This is a genomic window from Streptomyces sp. TE5632, from assembly GCF_054061295.1.
On the sequence record NZ_JBSSEA010000003.1, the window covers coordinates 1,641,315 to 1,658,941 of the forward strand.

14 protein-coding genes, 1 tRNA gene and 1 pseudogene are annotated in these 17,627 nt (G+C 73.2%); 7 read left to right on the forward strand and 9 right to left on the reverse strand.

Going from position 1 to position 17,627, the window contains the following annotated elements:
- Nucleotides 1-17 precede the first annotated feature (17 nt).
- From ACVW19_RS12615 to ACVW19_RS12630, 4 genes are read left to right on the forward strand one after another with little or no spacing between them, the layout of a single operon-like run.
- A complete protein-coding gene (locus ACVW19_RS12615; RefSeq protein WP_457459309.1) occupies nucleotides 18-665 on the forward strand; it encodes an ABC transporter permease in 648 nt (215 codons plus the stop codon).
- Nucleotides 658-1,959, forward strand: coding sequence for a betaine/proline/choline family ABC transporter ATP-binding protein (locus ACVW19_RS12620; RefSeq protein ID WP_457459310.1), 1,302 nt, complete (start codon nucleotides 658-660; stop codon nucleotides 1,957-1,959). Before ACVW19_RS12615 ends, ACVW19_RS12620 begins: the two co-directional genes overlap by 8 nt.
- Nucleotides 1,956-2,846, forward strand: a complete 891-nt coding sequence (locus tag ACVW19_RS12625) for an ABC transporter permease (RefSeq protein WP_457459312.1) — start codon at nucleotides 1,956-1,958, stop codon at nucleotides 2,844-2,846. Before ACVW19_RS12620 ends, ACVW19_RS12625 begins: the two co-directional genes overlap by 4 nt.
- The gene (locus ACVW19_RS12630) at nucleotides 2,843-3,811 is read left to right on the forward strand and encodes a glycine betaine ABC transporter substrate-binding protein (protein WP_457459314.1); all 969 of its coding nucleotides are present in this window, start codon (nucleotides 2,843-2,845) and stop codon (nucleotides 3,809-3,811) included. Before ACVW19_RS12625 ends, ACVW19_RS12630 begins: the two co-directional genes overlap by 4 nt.
- Before the next feature lie 30 nt (nucleotides 3,812-3,841).
- On the opposite strand, the gene ACVW19_RS12635 is transcribed toward ACVW19_RS12630, so the two are convergent.
- The 4 genes from ACVW19_RS12635 to ACVW19_RS12650 form a co-directional block, all read right to left on the reverse strand.
- On the reverse strand, nucleotides 3,842-4,633 hold the full coding sequence (locus tag ACVW19_RS12635; protein ID WP_457459316.1) for a S16 family serine protease: 792 nt from the start codon (nucleotides 4,631-4,633) through the stop codon (nucleotides 3,842-3,844).
- A 134-nt stretch (nucleotides 4,634-4,767) separates the two neighbouring features.
- Nucleotides 4,768-5,409 (reverse strand): IclR family transcriptional regulator, encoded by a 642-nt coding sequence (locus ACVW19_RS12640; RefSeq protein WP_457459317.1) that lies wholly within the window; start codon nucleotides 5,407-5,409, stop codon nucleotides 4,768-4,770.
- A gap of 294 nt (nucleotides 5,410-5,703) precedes the next feature.
- Nucleotides 5,704-7,494: a DEAD/DEAH box helicase gene (locus ACVW19_RS12645; RefSeq protein ID WP_457459319.1), complete on the reverse strand. Its 1,791-nt coding sequence runs from the start codon at nucleotides 7,492-7,494 to the stop codon at nucleotides 5,704-5,706.
- A 127-nt stretch (nucleotides 7,495-7,621) separates the two neighbouring features.
- Nucleotides 7,622-9,094 carry an MFS transporter gene (locus ACVW19_RS12650; protein WP_457459321.1) on the reverse strand — a complete coding sequence of 491 codons (1,473 nt, stop codon included), beginning with the start codon at nucleotides 9,092-9,094 and terminating at the stop codon, nucleotides 7,622-7,624.
- A gap of 220 nt (nucleotides 9,095-9,314) precedes the next feature.
- Here ACVW19_RS12650 and ACVW19_RS12655 point away from each other — a divergent pair.
- A tRNA-Cys gene (locus ACVW19_RS12655) sits at nucleotides 9,315-9,386 on the forward strand.
- A 132-nt stretch (nucleotides 9,387-9,518) separates the two neighbouring features.
- Here the strand turns inward: ACVW19_RS12655 and ACVW19_RS12660 are convergent.
- Nucleotides 9,519-9,983 carry a hypothetical protein gene (locus ACVW19_RS12660; RefSeq protein ID WP_457459323.1) on the reverse strand — a complete coding sequence of 155 codons (465 nt, stop codon included), beginning with the start codon at nucleotides 9,981-9,983 and terminating at the stop codon, nucleotides 9,519-9,521.
- Between the two features lie 89 nt (nucleotides 9,984-10,072).
- Here ACVW19_RS12660 and ACVW19_RS12665 point away from each other — a divergent pair, with 89 nt between their 5' ends.
- Entirely contained in the window at nucleotides 10,073-10,429 is a 357-nt protein-coding gene (locus tag ACVW19_RS12665) for a MerR family transcriptional regulator (protein ID WP_457459324.1), read from the forward strand.
- Nucleotides 10,430-10,439: 10 nt separating this feature from the next.
- Here the strand turns inward: ACVW19_RS12665 and ACVW19_RS12670 are convergent, their stop codons facing one another.
- Complete coding sequence (locus ACVW19_RS12670) at nucleotides 10,440-11,654, reverse strand: SUKH-4 family immunity protein (RefSeq protein WP_457459326.1); 1,215 nt, start codon at nucleotides 11,652-11,654, stop codon at nucleotides 10,440-10,442.
- A 412-nt stretch (nucleotides 11,655-12,066) separates the two neighbouring features.
- On the opposite strand from ACVW19_RS12670, the pseudogene ACVW19_RS12675 reads away from it, so the two are divergent.
- Nucleotides 12,067-12,273, forward strand: a pseudogene (locus ACVW19_RS12675) (hypothetical protein); the annotation flags it as partial.
- Here the strand turns inward: ACVW19_RS12675 and ACVW19_RS12680 are convergent.
- From ACVW19_RS12680 to ACVW19_RS12690, 3 genes are read right to left on the reverse strand one after another with little or no spacing between them, the layout of a single operon-like run.
- Nucleotides 12,224-14,539: a xanthine dehydrogenase family protein molybdopterin-binding subunit gene (locus ACVW19_RS12680; RefSeq protein WP_457459328.1), complete on the reverse strand. Its 2,316-nt coding sequence runs from the start codon at nucleotides 14,537-14,539 to the stop codon at nucleotides 12,224-12,226. The pseudogene ACVW19_RS12675 and the gene ACVW19_RS12680 overlap by 50 nt on opposite strands.
- Complete coding sequence (locus tag ACVW19_RS12685; RefSeq protein WP_457459330.1) at nucleotides 14,536-16,455, reverse strand: 2Fe-2S iron-sulfur cluster-binding protein; 1,920 nt, start codon at nucleotides 16,453-16,455, stop codon at nucleotides 14,536-14,538. The genes ACVW19_RS12680 and ACVW19_RS12685 overlap by 4 nt, the downstream gene beginning before the upstream one ends.
- Nucleotides 16,452-17,345: an FAD binding domain-containing protein gene (locus ACVW19_RS12690; protein ID WP_457459332.1), complete on the reverse strand. Its 894-nt coding sequence runs from the start codon at nucleotides 17,343-17,345 to the stop codon at nucleotides 16,452-16,454. Before ACVW19_RS12690 ends, ACVW19_RS12685 begins: the two co-directional genes overlap by 4 nt.
- Between the last annotated feature and the right edge of the window lie 282 nt (nucleotides 17,346-17,627).

The following is a 17,627-nucleotide window of genomic DNA, read 5'->3' on the forward strand; positions in this document are numbered from 1 at the left end:
AGCTGGGGTGAGCGGACGTGAACTTCTGGGAGTACCTGGGCAACCGTCACCAGCAGTTGCTCGTCGACGCGTACCAGCACGCCAGTGTCGTCTTCCAGTGCATGGTGGCGGCGACCGTGCTCGGGGTACTGATCGGGGTCGCGACGTACCGCAGCGACTGGGCGGGCAACCTGGCCACGACCACCACCTCGACCCTGCTGACCATCCCGTCGCTGGCCATGATCGGCCTGCTGATCCCGCTGGTGGGGCTCGGGGTGCCGCCGACGGTGATCGCGCTGACGCTGTACGGGCTGCTGCCGATCGTGCGCAACGCGATCGTCGGCCTGCGCGGGGTCGACCCGTCGCTGGTGGACGCGGCCACGGGCATCGGCATGTCGCGGACGGCCCGGCTGGCGCGGGTCGAACTGCCGCTGGCCTGGCCGCCGATCCTCACCGGGATCCGGGTCTCCACGCAGATGCTGATGGGCATCGCCGCCATCGCCGCCTACGCCTCCGGTCCCGGTCTCGGGAACCTGATCTTCCGCGGGATCGCCTCGCTGGGCAGCGAGAACGCGCTCAACCAGGTCCTCGCGGGCACCCTCGGAATCATCATCCTCGCGCTGCTGTTCGACGCCGCGTACGTCCTGCTCGGACGGCTGACCATTTCCAGGGGGATCCGTGTCTGAGCCACCGGCGTCAGGGGCCCCCGGGACGTCCGGGGCGACCGGAGCGTCCAGAACCGCCGCCGCGCCGTCGGCCACCGGGGCGCCCATCGAACTGGAGGACCTCACCAAGCGGTACCCGGGCAGTGCGCAGCCGGCGGTCGACAACGTCAGCATGGAGATCAAGGCGGGCGAGATCGTCATCTTCGTCGGCCCGTCCGGCTGCGGGAAGTCGACCACGCTGAAGATGATCAACCGGCTGATCGAGCCGAGCGGCGGCCGCATCCGCATCGGCGGCGAGGACGTCACCGACATGGACCCGGTGCGGTTGCGCCGCACGATCGGGTACGCGATCCAGGCCAGCGGGCTGTTCCCGCACATGACGGTGGCGCAGAACATCGCGCTGGTGCCGAAGATGCTGCGCTGGCCGGCGGCCCGGGTGCGGGCCCGGGTGGAGGAGATGCTGGACCTGGTCGGTCTGGACCCCGGCGAGTTCCACGACCGCTATCCGCGCCGGCTCTCCGGCGGGCAGCAGCAACGGGTGGGGGTGGCGCGGGCGCTGGCGGCGGATCCGCCGGTGCTGCTGATGGACGAGCCGTTCGGGGCGGTGGACCCGATCACCCGGGACCACCTCCAGGACGAGCTGATCCGGCTGCAGCACGAACTGCACAAGACGATCGTCTTCGTCACCCACGACTTCGACGAGGCGATCAAACTGGGCGACCGGATCGCGGTGCTGCGCGAACGCTCGCACATCGCCCAGTTCGACACCCCGGAGGCGATCCTCACCAACCCGTCGGACGACTTCGTCTCGGGTTTCGTCGGCGCCGGGGCGGCGCTGAAGCGGCTGAACCTCACCCGGGTGCGGGACGTGGGGATCACCGACTATCCGACGGTGACCGTCGACGACCCGCTCCAGCAGATCTTCACCGTGCTCCGTTCCAGCGGCTCGAACGAGATCCTGCTGCTCGACCGGCGGGGCCGCCCCTACAAGTGGCTCCGGCGCGGTGACCTGATGCGGGCCAAGGGCTCGCTGGCCCGCGCGGGCACCCTGGTGCACGACACGGTGACCCGGGACGCCACCGTGCGGGACGCACTGGAGGCCGTCCTCACCGACAGTTCGGGGCGGGTGGTGGTCACCGGAGGGCGCGGCACGTACGAGGGTGTCGTCGACGTGGAGACGCTGATGAACTCCGTGCACGAACTGCTGGAGGCCGACCGGCTGGAGGCGATGGAGGCCCAGCACGAGCTGGAGGGCCTGCGGAGCGACCGGACGCACGCCGAACAGGAGGGCGTGGGCGTGGAGGGTGACGCGTGAGCACCTCTCCGGGGCGGCGGCCCGACGGCGAGTACGAGGTCGGAGGGCTCGTCTTCCGGGACGAGGGCCGGGGCGACGACGACGGCAGGGGCGGGGGCGAGGCCACACACGGTGCGCGGCCGGGGTCCGCGGCCCCGCCCGGGAGTGCGCCCCGGGTGACCTGGCAGCGGCTGACGTTCCTGCCCATGGCGCTGGTCACCCTGCTGCTCGCGACCTGGCTGTGGTTCGTCCAGGCCGATCTGGACCCGCTGTCCCGGAACGCGCTGTCCGACGGGCAGGTGTCCAAGGCGCTCTGGCAGCACATCGAGCTGACCGTGATCTCGACGTTCTTCGTCCTGATCATCGCGATCCCGCTGGGCATCCTGCTGACCCGTCCCAGGTTCCGCAGGGCCGCCCCGGCCGCGATGACGTTCGCCAACATGGGCCAGGCCACGCCCGCGATCGGTCTGCTCGCGCTGCTGGTGATCTGGCTGGGCATCGGCCGCAGGGCGGCCCTCATCGGCATCATCGCCTACGCCGTGCTGCCGGTGCTCTCCAACACCATCGCGGGTCTGCGGGCCAACGACCCGGCGCTGATGGAGGCGGCGCGCGGCATCGGCATGTCCCCGCTGGGCGTGCTGAACCGGGTGGAGCTGCCCCTGGCCGTCCCCCTCATCCTCGCCGGGGTGCGTACGGCGCTCGTCCTGAACGTCGGCACGGCCACCCTCGCGACCTTCGGCGGGGGCGGCGGACTGGGCGTGCTGATCACCACCGGCATCACCAGCCAGCGGATGCCGGTCCTGGTACTGGGCTCGGTCCTCACCGTCGCCCTGGCCCTGCTGGTGGACTGGCTGGCCTCGCTGGCCGAACTGCTGCTGCGGCCACGGGGACTGGAGACGGGTACATGAGGCGCCGCCTGTGCCTGCTGCTCGCCGGAATGCTGCTGGCGGGGCTCTCCTCCTGCGGGCTGACCAGCGGCTCCCCCATGGTCGACGACGTGGAACCGGGCTCGATCGGGAAGGGCAGGCCCCTGGAGGGCGCGAAACTCACCGTCACCTCGAAGGAGTTCACCGAGCAGCTGATCCTGGGCGCGGTCATGGGCATCGCCTTCCAGGCGGCGGGCGCCGAGGTCATCGACCGCACCGGCATCCAGGGCTCGGTCGGCTCCCGGGCGGCGGTCGTGAACGGGGACGCGGACGCCGCGTACGAGTACACCGGCACGGCGTGGATCACCTACCAGGGCAACAGCAAGCCCATCCCCGACCCGCGCGAGCAGTGGGAGGCGGTGCGCGAGGCCGACGTGGAAAACGGGGTGACCTGGCTGGAGCCGTCGTCGCTGAACAACACCTACGCCCTGGCCATGAACCGGGCGAACTTCAGGAAGTACGGCACGAAGTCGCTGTCGGACGTGGCCGCGCTCGCGAAGTCCGACCCGGCGGCGGTGACGCTGTGCGTGGAGGGCGAGTTCGCCAACCGGGCGGACGGGCTGCCGGGCATGGAGAAGGCCTACGGCATGAACGTGGGCGCGGGGAACATCACGCAGATGGACACCGGGATCATCTACACCCAGACGGCCAAGGGCGCCTGCACCTACGGCGAGGTCTTCACCACCGACGGCCGCATCAAGTCCATGAACCTGGTGGTGATGGAGGACGACAGGAAGTTCTTCCCCAACTACAACGCGGCACCGACGGTCAACACCGACACCTCCAAGGAGTGGCCGGCGATCGCGGAGGTCCTCGACCCGGTCACGGCGAAGCTGGACAACGAGGTGGCGCGGACCCTGAACGCCGAGGTGGACGTGGACGGGGAGGACCCCCACCAGGTGGCGCTGGACTGGATGGTGGACGAGGGCTTCGTCAGGAAGAGGTAGCGGCGGTGCGGGGGCTCCGGCGCCGCCCGGTCAGCAGCCGGGGACCTTGCCGGTGCCCTTCTCCAGGGAGACCAGGGCGTCCACGGTGCCCTTGAGGGTGGTGACCGGGATCAGGCGCAGCCCCTCGGGGAGTTCGGTCCGGGCCTGGGCACATTCCGCCTCGGGCACCAGGAAGACGGTCGCGCCGTCCCGCCGGGCGGCCTGCGTCTTCAGCGGCACGCCGCCCACGGCACCGACCGTGCCGTCCGCGTCGATGGTCCCCGTACCGGCGATGATCCGGCCGCCGGTGAGGTCACCGCCGCTGCCGTCGCCGTTCAGCTTGTCGACGATGCCGAGGGAGAACAGCAGGCCGGCGCTGGGGCCGCCGACGTCGGCGAGCTCCAGCTCGACCTTGACGCCCTTGCCGTCCAGGCCCAGGTAGCCCAGCGCGGCCCGGGTCGCCTCGTCCTGCGACTCCTTCATCTGCTTCTCGTTGTACCGCTCGATCTCCTTGACGTCGCCCCCGGAGGGGTAGACCGAGTCGCGGGGCATGACCGCCTGGTCGGTGCCGAACCAGCTGTCGAGCACATCGGGGAGGTCGACCCGGGTGTCCGGGGAGGTCGCCTCGATCGTCGTCATCCGCAGTTGCCCGGTGGTCTCGCGGGTCTTCGCTCCGGAGATGGTGATGACCTGCGTGCCCTTGTTCTTGCCGAGCACGTCGGCCGTCAGCCCCGGCTGCGCCACCGAGAACGGCAGCGGCGCGAAGACCGCCGTGGCCAGCAGGGCGACGACGGGAGCGGCGCAGACGGCCAGGGCCTGGGGACGTGTGAGGCGAGAGAGCACGGGATCAATCTAACGCGACGCCTCCGACGTGATACCCCCGCCGGCCACCGGCGCAGCACCCCGACGGCCACCGGCCACCGGCCCTCAGCGCAGCACCCCACCGACCACCGGCCCTCGGCACGACGTCCCCACCCTCAGCGCAAGGCCTCCGCGACCTCGCGGGCCGCGTCCATGACCCGGGGGCCGACCCGTTCCGGGACCACGTCGGCCAGCATCACCACGCCGACGCTGCCCTCGACCCCGGTGACTCCCAGCAGGGGCGCCGCCGCTCCGCACGCCCCGGCCTCCAGTTCGCCGTGGGTGAGGGTGTATCCGGGGTCGCCGGGCCGTTGCAGGCGGGCCGAGAGGATCGCCTTGCCGGCGGCGCCCCGTTCCAGCGGGTGCCGGAACCCGGCGCGGTAGGCGACGTGGTAGTCCGTCCACGACGGTTCCACCACCGCCACGGCCAGCGCGTCCGCCCCGTCGACCAGGGTCAGGTGCGCGGTCGCGCCGATGTCCTCCGCCAGCGACCGGAGGGCCGGCATCGCCGCCTCCCGTACCAGCGGATGCACCTGGTGGCCCAGCCGCAGCACGCCGAGCCCGACCCGGGCCCGGCCACCGAGGTCACGGCGTACCAGCGCGTGCTGTTCCAGTGTGGCGAGCAACCGGTACACGACGGTCCGGTTCACGCCCAGTCTGTGGGAAAGCTCGGTGACGGTCAGGCCGTGGTCCGTGTCGGCCAGCAGCTTGAGGACCCGCAGTCCCCGGTCGAGCGTCTGAGAGGTCTCCGCGGTCACGACGCCCACTCCTTCGTGGTGAGGTCGACGGCCCTCTCGCGGCATATGCGTCACCGAGTCCCGTCGGCAACGCGCTTCAGAGGCCGCCGATCGGCCGGCGGCCCGGCCATGTCCCGGGCACGGTCGCTTCACGGCAGCGCTCCGCGGCAGCGCTGCCACGGGGCGTGTGCGTAGCCGGACAGTAGCGAGCCGGTCCGATCAGCGGAAGGCTTTGTCCAGAATCCGGGCACCATCGCCTCTGAACTGGCGCTTTTTGTCCTGATTCGACCACCGGGCGTACGCCGATGGAGCAAGTCACCGCATGCGGGTGGCCCACTCCTGCACCTTGGCGATCCGCTGGCGCAGCTGGCCCGGTGTGGCCTCCGCGGCGGGCGGTCCGCCGCAGACGCGGCGCAGCTCCGTGTGGATGACGCCGTGCGGTTTGCCGCTCTGGTGGACGTAGGCGCCGACCATGTTGTTGAGCTGGCGGCGCAGTTCCATCATCTCCTTGTGGGAGACCACGGGGCGCCGCTCGGCGGGCAGTTCGAGCAGGTCGGCCTCGCTGTCCGGCTTCTTGCGGCTGTGCGCGATCTGCCGGGCCTGCCGCTTCTGCAGCAGCATCTCCACCTGGTCGGGTTCGAGGAGTCCCGGGATGCCGAGGTAGTCCTGCTCCTCCTCGCTGCCGGGGTGGGCCTGCATGCCGAAGTCGGCGCCGTTGTAGGTGACCCGGTCGAAGACGGCGTCGGACTCCAGCGCCTCGAAGGGCAGCATGTCCTCACCGGTGTCCTCGTCCTGCTCCCGGTTCGCCTCGTCCATCTCCTTCTCGGACTCGGCGTACGGGTCCTCCTCGCCCTCCTTCTTGGGCTTGTCGAGGACGTGGTCACGTTCGCGTTCCATCTCGTTCGCGAAGCCCAGCAGGTTCGGGATGGTCGGCAAGAACACGGACGCGGTCTCGCCGCGCCGCCGGGACCGTACGAAACGGCCGACGGCCTGGGCGAAGAACAGGGGGGTGGAGATGGTGGTGGCGTACACGCCGACCGCGAGGCGCGGTACGTCGACGCCCTCGGAGACCATGCGGACGGCGACCATCCAGCGGTCGTCGTTGCCGCTGAACTCGTCGATCCGTTTCGAGGCGCCGGTGTCGTCGGACAGGACGACGGTGGGCTTGTCGCCGGTGATCTCGCGGATCAGCTTGGCGTAGGAACGGGCGGAGTCCTGGTCGGTGGCGATGACGAGGGCTCCGGCGTCCGGGACGGACTTCCTGACCTCGGTCAGCCGCTGGTCGGCGGCGCGCAGCACGGACGGCATCCACTCGCCGCGCGGGTCGAGGGCGGTGCGCCAGGCCTGGCTGATCGCGTCCTTGGTCATGGGCTCGCCGAGGCGGGCCTCGACCTCGTCGCCGGCCTTGGTGCGCCAGCGCATGTTGCCGCTGTAGGAGAGGAAGATGACGGGACGGACGACGTTGTCGCGGAGCGCGGAACCGTAGCCGTAGGTGTAGTCGGCGGCCGACCGGCGGATGCCGTCGTCGCCCTCCTCGTACGCCACGAACGGGATGGGGTTGGTGTCGGACCGGAACGGCGTACCGGTGAGCGCCAGCCTGCGGGTGGCCGGCTCGAACGCCTCCAGGCACGCCTCGCCCCAGGACTTGCTGTCACCGGCGTGGTGGATCTCGTCGAGGATGACCAGGGTCTTGCGCTGCTCGACGCGGTTGCGGTGCAGCATGGGGCGGACCCCGACACCGGCGTAGGTGACGGCGACGCCGTGGTAGTCCTTGCCGAGCGGACCCGCGCTGTACTCGGGGTCCAGTTTGATGCCTATCCGCGCGGCGGCCTCGGCCCACTGCTTCTTCAGGTGCTCGGTGGGCGCGACGACGGTCACCTGCTGCACGACGTGGTGGTGCAGCAGCCAGGAGGCCAGCGTCAGCGCGAAGGTCGTCTTTCCGGCGCCCGGGGTGGCGACCGCCAGGAAGTCGCGCGGCTGTTCCTGGAGGTACTTCTCCATCGCCCCCTGCTGCCAGGCGCGCAGTTTCCCGGCGGTACCCCAGGGGGCACGGCCGGGAAAGGCGGGGGACAGGTGGTGCGAGGCGGAAGCGGCGGTGGTAGTCACGGTCTCCGTGGGGGGACGGGGGCTGGTTCGGGCGGCTCGGCCGCCGAGGACGACCGAGCCACCATATCCGTGGCCCGGCACCCCGATCCCCCGGGCCGTGCCGGGTCACTCCGGGGTGGGACCGACGTCACAACCGCCGCAGCCGCGTCGTCACCCACACGCCCGCCAGGGCCACCGCCGCCATCGGCAGGAACACCGCGGCGAAGGCGGCCGGGTGGGAGCCGGTGCCGGTGGCCTCCACGGCCGCGTGGCCGGCCATGCCGCCGCCGAGGGCGGCGAAGGCGGCGCCGCCCATGGCCAGCAGGAGGACGTTGGAGAGGCCGTCGGAGATCTGGAGCGCGGCGGAGTTGGCGCCGGCCTCCTCGGGGGCGGAGAGCTGGAGCAGCAGCACGCTGGTGGAGGAGATCACCAGGCCCATCCCGAGGCAGCCGAAGGCCCAGGCGACGGCCGTCGCCCAGGCGGGCACCGCGGGGACCAGCACACTCGGGGCCCCCGCGATGGCCGCCGCCACCAGCACCATCCCGAGGGTCGTCAGCCGCTCCCGGTACGGCTCCAGCCGCGGCCGCGACTGGAGCCAGGAGCCCAGTGCCCAGGTCACGCCGCCCGCCGCGAGCGAGAACCCGGCGAGCGTGGGGCTGAGACCCCGCTGGGTGACCAGCATCAGCGGCACGAAGGACTCCGCGGCGATGAAGGACCCGGCCGCGACACCGCGCAGCAGCACCACCGAGGGCAGTCCGCGGGCCGCCCGCCACGTGCCGTGCGGGAGCAGCCCCAACACCGCGGGGACGAGCAGCGCCACGCCCGCCGCGCCCGGCAGCAGGGAGAACCAGCGCAGGTCCTGGGCGGCGTACTGGAGCAGTCCGGCGCCGAAGGAGATCGCCAGGGCGAGCCGGATGCGGCGGCGGTCGAAGGAGGCCGGCGCGTCCGCGCCGTCACCCACCGGACCGGACGCCAGGCGGCGTATCTGCGGCAGCGCGAGGGCCAGCGGGAACACCACCAGCGCCGGGATGCCGAGGAACACCCACCGCCAGCCGAGGTGTTCGGTCACCGCGCCGGAGGCCAGCGGGCCGACGATCGACGGCACGACCCAGCTCGCCGCGAACGCGGCCATGATCGCCGGCCGCAACCGCTCCGGGTAGGCCCGCCCGACCACGACGTACAGCGCGACGATCACCAGCCCTCCGCCGAGCCCCTGCACGGCCCGCCCGAGGATGAACGGCCACATCGCGCCCGCCGTCCCGGAGAGCAGCAGGCCGACGGCGAAGGAGGCGATGCCCCAGGCCAGCGGCGCGAGCGGGCCGCGCCGGTCCGACCACTGGCCGGAGAGCACCATGCCGAACAGGCTCGTCGTGAAGTACCCCGAGAACGCGAACGCGTACAGGGACACCCCGTCCAGCTCCCGCGCCGCCACCGGCATCGCCGTACCGACCGCGGTCGCCTCGAAGGCGATCAGCAGCACCACGGAGACGATCCCGATGCTCAGCGCCCGGTAGGGACCGCTCAGTACGGTCGCGTCGGGTGCGGACGTGGGTGCGGTGAGGGCCGGGGCGGGGTCGGCGGGCGGGGCGACACCGGTGTCGCGCGGGTTCGGGGCGGTCATGCCCGCCAGGGTAAGGGCCACGGAATGCTTTGACCCCTGTCGGGGGTCGGGACCGCACCGGGACCTTCGACGTACGACCTCGCCGCCCCATTTGTGAACGGGGCATGGCAGTCCCGTTGCGGCGCCCGCCTTTCCCTTGAGCCCCGCTTCCGCCGCGGCCTACGGTCGGTGCACCGGGTCCGGCAAACTCCGGTGAACACCGACGGACTCCGACGAACACGGCCGTGTGCCCGAGTGGTTGAGGGACTCGCCTGCAAAGCGAGTGACGCGGGTTCGATTCCCGCCACGGCCTCCGAACAGCCATGCCGCGGCTCCTGGCTCCGTGCGAGGCGGGAGCCCCGGGACTCCGCCCGCGCCGACGGGTCTCGGGGCTCCCCTGGTCGCGGCCGTACGGCGCCGCAGGGCCGCCGGGTCCTCGTGAGGGTCACCCCGTCGTTCCGCCGAGCGCCGCTTCCACCCCGTCCTTCCGCTCGTCCGTCCGCCGCCGCCACCACGGCACGAGCTGGACCACGCCGAACGCCACCTCCACGGCGAGGAACAGCCACAGCAGCCCCGTGGCGCCACTGGCCAGCGCGTACGCGAACCAGGCCGAGAACAGTGCGCGGGCGGCGCCGTCGTAGATCCCGTGCGTCGGCCGTGTCCCCCTGAGGCGCAGGACGGACCAGACGACCACGACCGAACCCATCAGGTTCGCGTACAGGGTCTGCACCGGATCGCGGTCGGGCAGGGCGCCCAGCCCGAGGGCGTCACCCGCCGAAGACAGCAGGCCGTGCGCCAGGGCGTAGGTCCAGGGGGTCGCGAACCCGGCCGTGACGACGAGGTCGTACCAGGCGCTCGCCCGTACGACACGGAGGTAGGAGGCCCGGGAAGGAGAGGGGAGGACAGGCACGAGGAAGCTCCTGCTGGTCGGCGGTGGCGGTGCCTCACGCTAAACAGTGGAGTAGGGTCCAAGGTCAAGCCACCGGCCGACGGAGGGCCATGCTGATAGGGGAGTTGGCCGCACGAACGGGCCTGTCCAGGGACACCGTCCGGTTCTACGAGAAGCTCGGCCTCGTCACGAGCCGGCGGCTGCCCAGCGGTTACCGCGACTTCGCGCCCGAGACGGTGCTCTGGCTGCAGTACGTCCGCACCGCGCAGACGCTCGGGTTCTCCCTGGCGGAGATCGCACGCCACGGTGAGGAACTGCGCGACGCCCCGGACACCGCGGGGGCGCTGTCCGCGCTGTTCGCGGAGAAGATCCGGGTCGTCGACGCGCGGATGACGGAACTCGCCGCCCTGCGCGCCGAACTCACCGCGCGCGTCGGCACCGGATGCCCGTTGCGGGCGGACGGCTGAGGCGTGGGGCTCAGAGCACCCCGCCCGCTTCGTCCTGGAACAGCTCCGTCCAGTAGTGCCAGTCCGCGTCGGTCGTGGCGCCCGTGGGGTCGACGGCGGACAGGACCTGGATCATCGCCATGGCCAGCTGGTCGTACGTCTCGCTGGTCAGCGCGTGGCCCGACTCCTCGTCGATGGCGTGCTCGCGGTGCAGCAGCCAGAGGGTGAAGGCGAGGGTCGAGATGTCCGTGTTCAACGGGTACAGGACGGAGTCCGGCTCGCTCCAGTTCAGGACCGCGCCGGTGGTGCCGTCGACGACCAGGCTGTTGTCGTCGGTCAGGTGGCCGAGGCGTATGAACCGGTCGGCGTGGGCGGGGAGGCGGTCGGCCGGGAACTCACCGGGGTGATCGTCGGCGTAGTACTCCGCGAGGGTCCGCAGCGGCAGGTCGGTGTCCAGCTGGAAGAGGAAGCCGTCCTCCGGCAGGCCCGTCTCGCGCAGGAAGCGGCGGGTCGGCTCGTGCGTGAGCGTGGCGGGGAAGTCGACCTCCTCGAAGCGGACCACACCTCCCCGGCCGAACTCCCGGTCCAGCAGGCGCACGGGGAGGTCGAGGGCGAGCCCCGAGGCCGTGCCCGGGCCCGCCACCAGGGCCAGCGGCCGGATCAGCGCGGCCGTCCGCCACAGCGGGGCCGGCTCGCCGTCCGCGCCCTCCTCGAACACCGCGAGCAGCTGCCGCGAGGCCTCGGCGACCGCCTTCGCGCCGTAGCGGCCCGCGTAAGCGGCGAACTGGCCCCGCAGTCCAGCCAGTTCGTCCGTCGCGGCGGCGAACCGCACCAGGATCGGCAGCGACGGGGCGAGCGGGCGGATGTCCATCAGGTCGGGGCGGTCGGGGCGGTCGTGGAAGAAGTACGTCGTCGAGACCTCGCCGGTGGCCCCGTCCAGCAGGACCGACTCGGTCTCCGTACCGGCCGGGCCGAGCAGCCCGCCGATGACCAGCTGGTCCCGCAGCTCCGCGGAGAGCCGGTCGCCCGCGTCCCCCGCGCCGCCCGTCGAGCCGGCGACGGTGCGCAGGCCCTCGGTCCGCAGCCGCGCGAAACTGAACAGGCCGCTGTCGCACGGCAGTCCGGGACCGGTCAGCCAGCGGCGCGTGGACTCGTGCGTGACGAACGGATCGAGGGCGTCCTCGGTCAGGGTGATCGCTGCCGCGACGTCCACGACATCCGCAGCAACGGTGTCGATCGTGCTCATGGCTCCCCCGCGCATTCGTGTGCTCAGTCCCGTGTCCTGTGCTCCGCCGCTCCGGGCGGCTCCGCCCCGCCCGGACAGGAGGGACCCCCGCGCCTTCGGGTCGGCAGCCGTCCCCCACCACTCGGAACACTACGCGTCACCACTGACAACGCCCCGGTCCGGGAACGGACGGACGGGTCGGCGGATGGGCGGGTGAACGGACGAGCGAACAAGCGGGCCAACGGACAAACGGACAGGCGGCTGTCCACGGACATGGACGCCCCCACCACACAAGACGCGCGAACACCCCTGTGCGTTGCCTTCGCCCGCGAATCAACCTGAAACGTTCTCCGGCCGCCCGGGCAGCCCGTGCCGACCGGCGGCGGCCGGCGGCGACCGGCGGCGACCGCTGGCGGCCGGTGCCGACCTTCGCGTGGGCGGCGTGCCGCTGAAGACGCAGGCCGCCCGGCGGGACGGCGCGACCGTCTTCCTGGTGCCCGAGGCGGAATGTGCCCAGGACCGGACCGAACTCCCCGAGGGGCTGCGCCTGATCCCGGTCACCACCCTCAAGGGCACCCCGGCAGCCGCCGTCAGCCGCTGGTCACCACCGCGGCCTGGGGGCGGATCGGCAGGCGGTTGACCGGGCGGCCGGTGGCGGCCCGGACGGCGGAGGCGATGGCCGCCGGGGAGGTCACCACCGGCACCGCGCTGACCGCCTTCGCGCCGAAGGGCGCGACCACGTCCCGCTCCTCGATGAGCTTCACGATCCGGATGTCGGGTGCGTCCAGGGCGGTCGGGAGGGCGTAGCCGGTGAGGTCGGGGTGGCGGATCAGGCCGCGGGGCGTGCGCAGGTTCTCGGTGAGCGCGGCGCCCACGCCCTGGGTCACCCCCGCCTCGATCCGGGCGGCCAGCTGAGCCGGGTTCAGCACCCGGCCCACGTCCTGGGCGACGGCCATCTCCACGACCCGTACCGAGCCGATCTCGATGTCGACGTCGACCACCGCGCGGATCGCGCAGAAGGACATCCCGACGAAGGCGTCGCCCTGGCCGGAGTCGTCCAGGGGTTCCGTGGGGTGCGGACGGCACTGGGCGGTGGCCCACAGTTCCTTGCCGTCCAGGGCCTCGGCGACGGTCGTCGACAGCACCCCGTCGTACGAGGTGATCCTGCCGTCGGTGATCTGGAGCAGCTCGGCGGACATGCCGAACTTGTGGGCCAGGGGCTGGAGGAGCTGGGTGCGGACCATCTTCGCCGCGCGCTCCACCGCGCCGCCCGACACCCAGGTGTGCCGGCCGCGACAGCCCGCGCCCGCCGGGGGCTGGTCGGTGTCCACGGGGGCCACCCGCACCTCGTCGACGCCGAGGACCTCCTGGACGATCTGCCGGGCCAGGGTGGTGAAGCCCTGGCCGGTCTCGACGGCCGCGCACAGCACCGTCGCCACGCCGTCCTGGACCTTCACGGTGGCCGTGGACACCTCGTCCGCGCCCTCGCCGCCGAGCATGTGCACCATGCCGAGGCCGTAGCCCACACCGCGGCGCACCGCGCCCGGTTCCCCGGCGCCCTCGGGGCCGCCGGGCAGCAGCCACTCCTCCGCGGGGGTGTCCTTGGGCAGCGGCGGCAGCGGGAAGTCCTTCACCGCTTCGAGGAGTTCGGCGACCGGGGCGGGGCAGGTCACGGTCTGGCCGGTGGGCAGGACGTCGCCGGTCGCCATGACGTTGCGCAGGCGCAGCTCGGCCGGGTCGAGGCCGAGTTTCTTGGCCAGCTTGTCCATCTGCGCCTCGTGGGCGGCGCACACCTGCAGGGCGCCCTCGCCGCGCACATGACCGGAGGGCGGGTTGTTGGTGCGGACCGCCCAGCCCTCGATGAAGGCGTTCGGGACGACGTAGGGGCCGCAGGCGAAGGCGACGGCGGCGGCCAGGGCGTCGGAGGAGGTGTCGGCGTAGGCGCCCGCGTCGAGCAGGATCTGCGCCTCGACCTTCACCAGTCTGCCCTCGGCGTCGGCGTGGTGGCGGTAGCGCAGCAGGGTGGGGTGCCGGTGGGCGTGGCCGAGGAAGGACTCCTCGCGCGTGGCGGTGAGTTTGACCGGGCAGCCGGTCTTCAACGCCAGCAGGCCGAGCGGCAGCTGGAAGCTCTGGTCCTCGCGGTCGGCGATGGCGCCGGGCACGCCGGTGACGACGACCTTGACGCGGTCCGGTTCCAGGTCGAACGCGGCGGCGGCGGTGTCCCGGTCGCCGTGCGGGTCGGTGGAGGCCAGGTACAGCTCGACGCCCCCGTCGGGGCGGGGTACGGCGAGTCCGGCCTCGGCGCCGATGGGTGCGGGGTCCTGGCGGCCGATGCGGTACAGGCCCTCGACGACGAGGTCGCCGACCGCGTCCGGGTCGCCGTGGCGCAGCGGGATGTGCCGGATCAGGTTGCCGTCGGGGTGCAACGGCTCGGCCTCGAAGGCCTGTTCGGGGTCGATCACCGGGTCGAGCACCTCGTACTCGACGATGACGGCGGCGGCGGCCAGCCGCGCGGTGTCCGGGTGGTCTGCGGCGACGGCGGCGATGGCCTCGCCGTGGTGGCGCACGACGTCGGAGGCGAAGACCGGGCGGTCGGCGCGGCCACGGCCGTACAGCGGGTCGCCGGGGACGTCCTCGTGGGTGACGACGGCGCGCACCCCGGGCATCTCGCGCGCGTGGGTGGTGTCGATGGACACGATGCGCGCGTGCGGGTGGGGCGAGCGCAGCACGGCCGCCCACAGCAGGCCCTCGGCCCACAGGTCGGCGGCGTACGGGAAGGTGCCCTCGGTCTTCGCACGGGTGTCGGCGGCCGGCAGGGAGGTGCCCAGTCCGTGCGGGACCGGTTCCGGCCGGGGGGCGTCCTCCGCGGCCCGTGCGGCCTGCACGGTGGCGGCTTCGTTGCTCACGCCTGGCCTCCGTCCCGGCCGTGGGGCCGGTCGTGCGGTCCGGGGTGCGGGAACGCGGCGGGGTTGACGCCGCCGGCGCCCGGTCCGGCCTGGTGCGGGATACGGGGCTCGCCCGGGTCCGTGCCCGGCTCCGTGCCCCTGCCCGGGTCCGTGTCCGGGTCGGGTTCGGTGTGCTCGGTGTGCTCGGCGTGCGCCTCGTGCTCGGTGTACGCCTCGCGTTCGGCGACGACCTCCTGGACCGCCTCCACCACGCCCCGGTAGCCGGAGCAGCGGCACAGGTTGCCGCACAGCGCCTGACGGGTCTCCAGCCGGCTGGGCGCCGGGTTGCCCTCCAGCAGGTCGTGCACGGTCATCGCCATGCCCGGTACGCAGAAGCCGCACTGCACAGCGCCGCACCGCGCGAGTGCCCGCTGCACGTCCGACGGCTGCCCGTCCTGGGCGAGGCCCTCGACGGTACGGACCTCGCTGCCGGCCGTGGTGACGGCCGGGACCAGGCAGGACGCCACGAGCCGGCCGTCGACCTGCACGTTGCAGGCCCCGCACTCGCCCTGCGAGCAGCCGTCCTTGGCACCGGCGAGCCCGAGGCGCTCACGCAGCACGTAGAGCAGCGACTCGCCGATCCAGGCGTCGGTGACGGGCCGGTCGGTGCCGTTGACACTCAGCACGTAGGAGGCGAGGGGGTGATCGTCGTGCGCGGCGCCGGGGAGCGGTTCGGGCCCGGCTGACGAGCCGTCCGGCGCGGGGGGCGCGAGGGGCTCTGCCGCCTCCGGGGTGTCCGGACCGGCCGGGCTCTCCGCGGTGTTCCCGCCGTCCGGTGCGGCCTCGGGGGCGGCGGCCGGCGCGGACGGATCGTCACCGGTGGGGTGTTCCGGGGCTTCCCGGCCTCCCTGAGGGGCTTCGGGGCGCCGGGCGTCCTCGGCGCCCTCGGCAGGCCCTCCGGGCCCGGGAGCAGGCCGTACGGCGTCCCCCGTGCCCGGCTGGGGGTGCTCGCGGAGCTCCGGGGCGGACGGCGCCCCGGCCGCCTCCCGGTAGGCCTCCGGCTCGGCCCGCCAGTGGGGCTCGGCGGCGGTCGGCTGCGGCAGACCGGTCGACCGGGGCCCGGCGGGTGACGGCGGTTGGGACGCGGGCTGCCCCGACGCGGGCGTGCCACGGCCGGGCTCCGCGTGCCACTCGGATTCCGGGCCGTCCTGCTCCCGGCCGGAACCGGGCTCGGACCGGGACTCGGGGTAGCTCGGGTCCACGCCCGGTACACCCGGTCCCCACGGCTGTCCGATGGCCTGCGTGGCCCAGGGTGCGGAGGCGCCGCCCGGAAGGGTGGAGGGCGGGGTGACCGGCGGGGTGACCGGCGGGGTGGCGCCCCACTGTTCGGCCAGGGCGGAGGTGGTGAACTCGCCGGACTCGTCCGGGAGGTCGCCCTCGGCCACGGGGATCGACCACTGCCCGGTCACGTCGGAACCCGGTGCCGGGTTCCCGGCGGCGGGCGGCTCCTCGAAGGCCCACTGCCCGGAGGCGCCGGGGTCGTACGTGAACCGGTCCTGCCCGCTGTGCCCCTGCGCGGCCCGCGCCTCGGGGCCGCCCTGCCCCGACGGGCCGCCCTGCGGGTCGTACGGGGGCTGCGGGTCGTACGGGGCGTGCCACTGGGCGCCGTCGACGGGCGCACCCGGCACCGCCCAGCCGCCGCCGGTGGCCGCCGGGTCGGTGCCCGTGGTGGCGGGGGTGACGGTGATCGGCGGTGGCACATAGCCGTGGCCGGGCGCGGCGAGCGGGCTCTCCATCGAGTCCAGCAGGGCGTCGATGCCCCCCTCGGGGAGGTTCACGAAGGCCGTGGCGCCGTCGTCGTAGTCGCCCTGGGGCAACGGGTCCCAGCGGCTGCCGCCGCCCTGGGACGTGCCCTCTCCGTGCTGGTCGTCGGTCACGACAGCGCCCTCCCCAGTGCTCGTCGGGCCAGCGCGGCGACGGTGCGCCGCAGATGCAGTACCGCGGGGGGCAACGGCGTGACGGAGCCGTCCTCCTCGGGGACCGGGTCGGGGATGCAGGCCGCGGCGACGTACTCCCCGAACGCGTTCAGCGCCTCCGGCACGATCGCGCGGTTGTTGTCCCAGTCGATGAGCTGGGCGACCCACTGCTCGGCCTCCAGGGGCCGCAGCGCCATCGGCGCTATGGCGCCCACCGCGCAGCGGACGCCGCGCCGGGCGGGGTCGAGCACCAGGGCGACGGACGCCATCGCGCGGCCGGGGCCGGTGCGGCCGGTGGCCTTGAGGAACACCTGCGGGGCGTGCAGCAGCGGCACGCGCACGTAGCCGATGAGTTCACCGGCGCGCAGCATGTCCATCCCGGCCAGCAGGTGCGACACCGGGATCTCCCGGCGGGCCCCGCCCGGGCCCGCGATGATCAGCGTCGCCTCCAGCGCGGCCAGCACGGGCAGCGAGTCACCGGTGGGGGCGGCGGAGGCGATGTTGCCGCCCAGGGTGCCCGCGTTGCGGATGTGCGGCGGTCCGGCGGCACGCGCGGAGGCGGCGAGCGCCGGGATGAGCGCGGCGAAGTCGGGGCGGCCCATACGGGCGTGGGTGAGGCCCGCGCCGAGCAGCGCGTGGCCGTCCTGGTACTGCCAGCCGCGGATCTCGCTGATCTTGCCGAGGCCGACCAGCGCCGCGGGCCTGAGCTGCCCGGAGTTGACGGCGGCCATCAGGTCGGTGCCGCCCGCGACGGGCACGGCGGCGGGCACGGCGGTGAGCGCCGCCACCGCCTCGTCCAGCGTCGTGGGCAGCGTCACGGCCTGCGCCGCCTGCGGTGCGTGCGTGCTCAAAACCGGCTGCCCCTTCCCGCGGCCCCACCTGGTCCCACCTGTCGCAGCCGTACGGTACGACCTGACAGGGCGGACGTGGCAACTCTGGCACATCTTCGCGAGCCCCGAAGACAGGGGTCCACTAGGAGGCATTCGCCCACTTCACCCCGGGCATGGTCCGATTTGGCGGGACATCGCCGGTGCGATCGGATGGCACTCTTCGGTGACCCTTGTACCCTTTTTTTACGACCTGTTCGGAGTTGGACGGACTTCGGGGCATGGCCGGATCGCGTACCCCGCACC

Coding starts and splice junctions, on each gene's coding strand:
- ACVW19_RS12630 (WP_457459314.1), top strand. CDS start 2,843: ATGAGGCGCCGCCTGTGCCTGCTGCTCGCCGGAATGCTGCTGGCGGGG.
- ACVW19_RS12650 (WP_457459321.1), bottom strand. CDS start 9,094: ATGACCGCCCCGAACCCGCGCGACACCGGTGTCGCCCCGCCCGCCGAC.
- ACVW19_RS12665 (WP_457459324.1), top strand. CDS start 10,073: ATGCTGATAGGGGAGTTGGCCGCACGAACGGGCCTGTCCAGGGACACC.
- ACVW19_RS12670 (WP_457459326.1), bottom strand. CDS start 11,654: ATGAGCACGATCGACACCGTTGCTGCGGATGTCGTGGACGTCGCGGCA.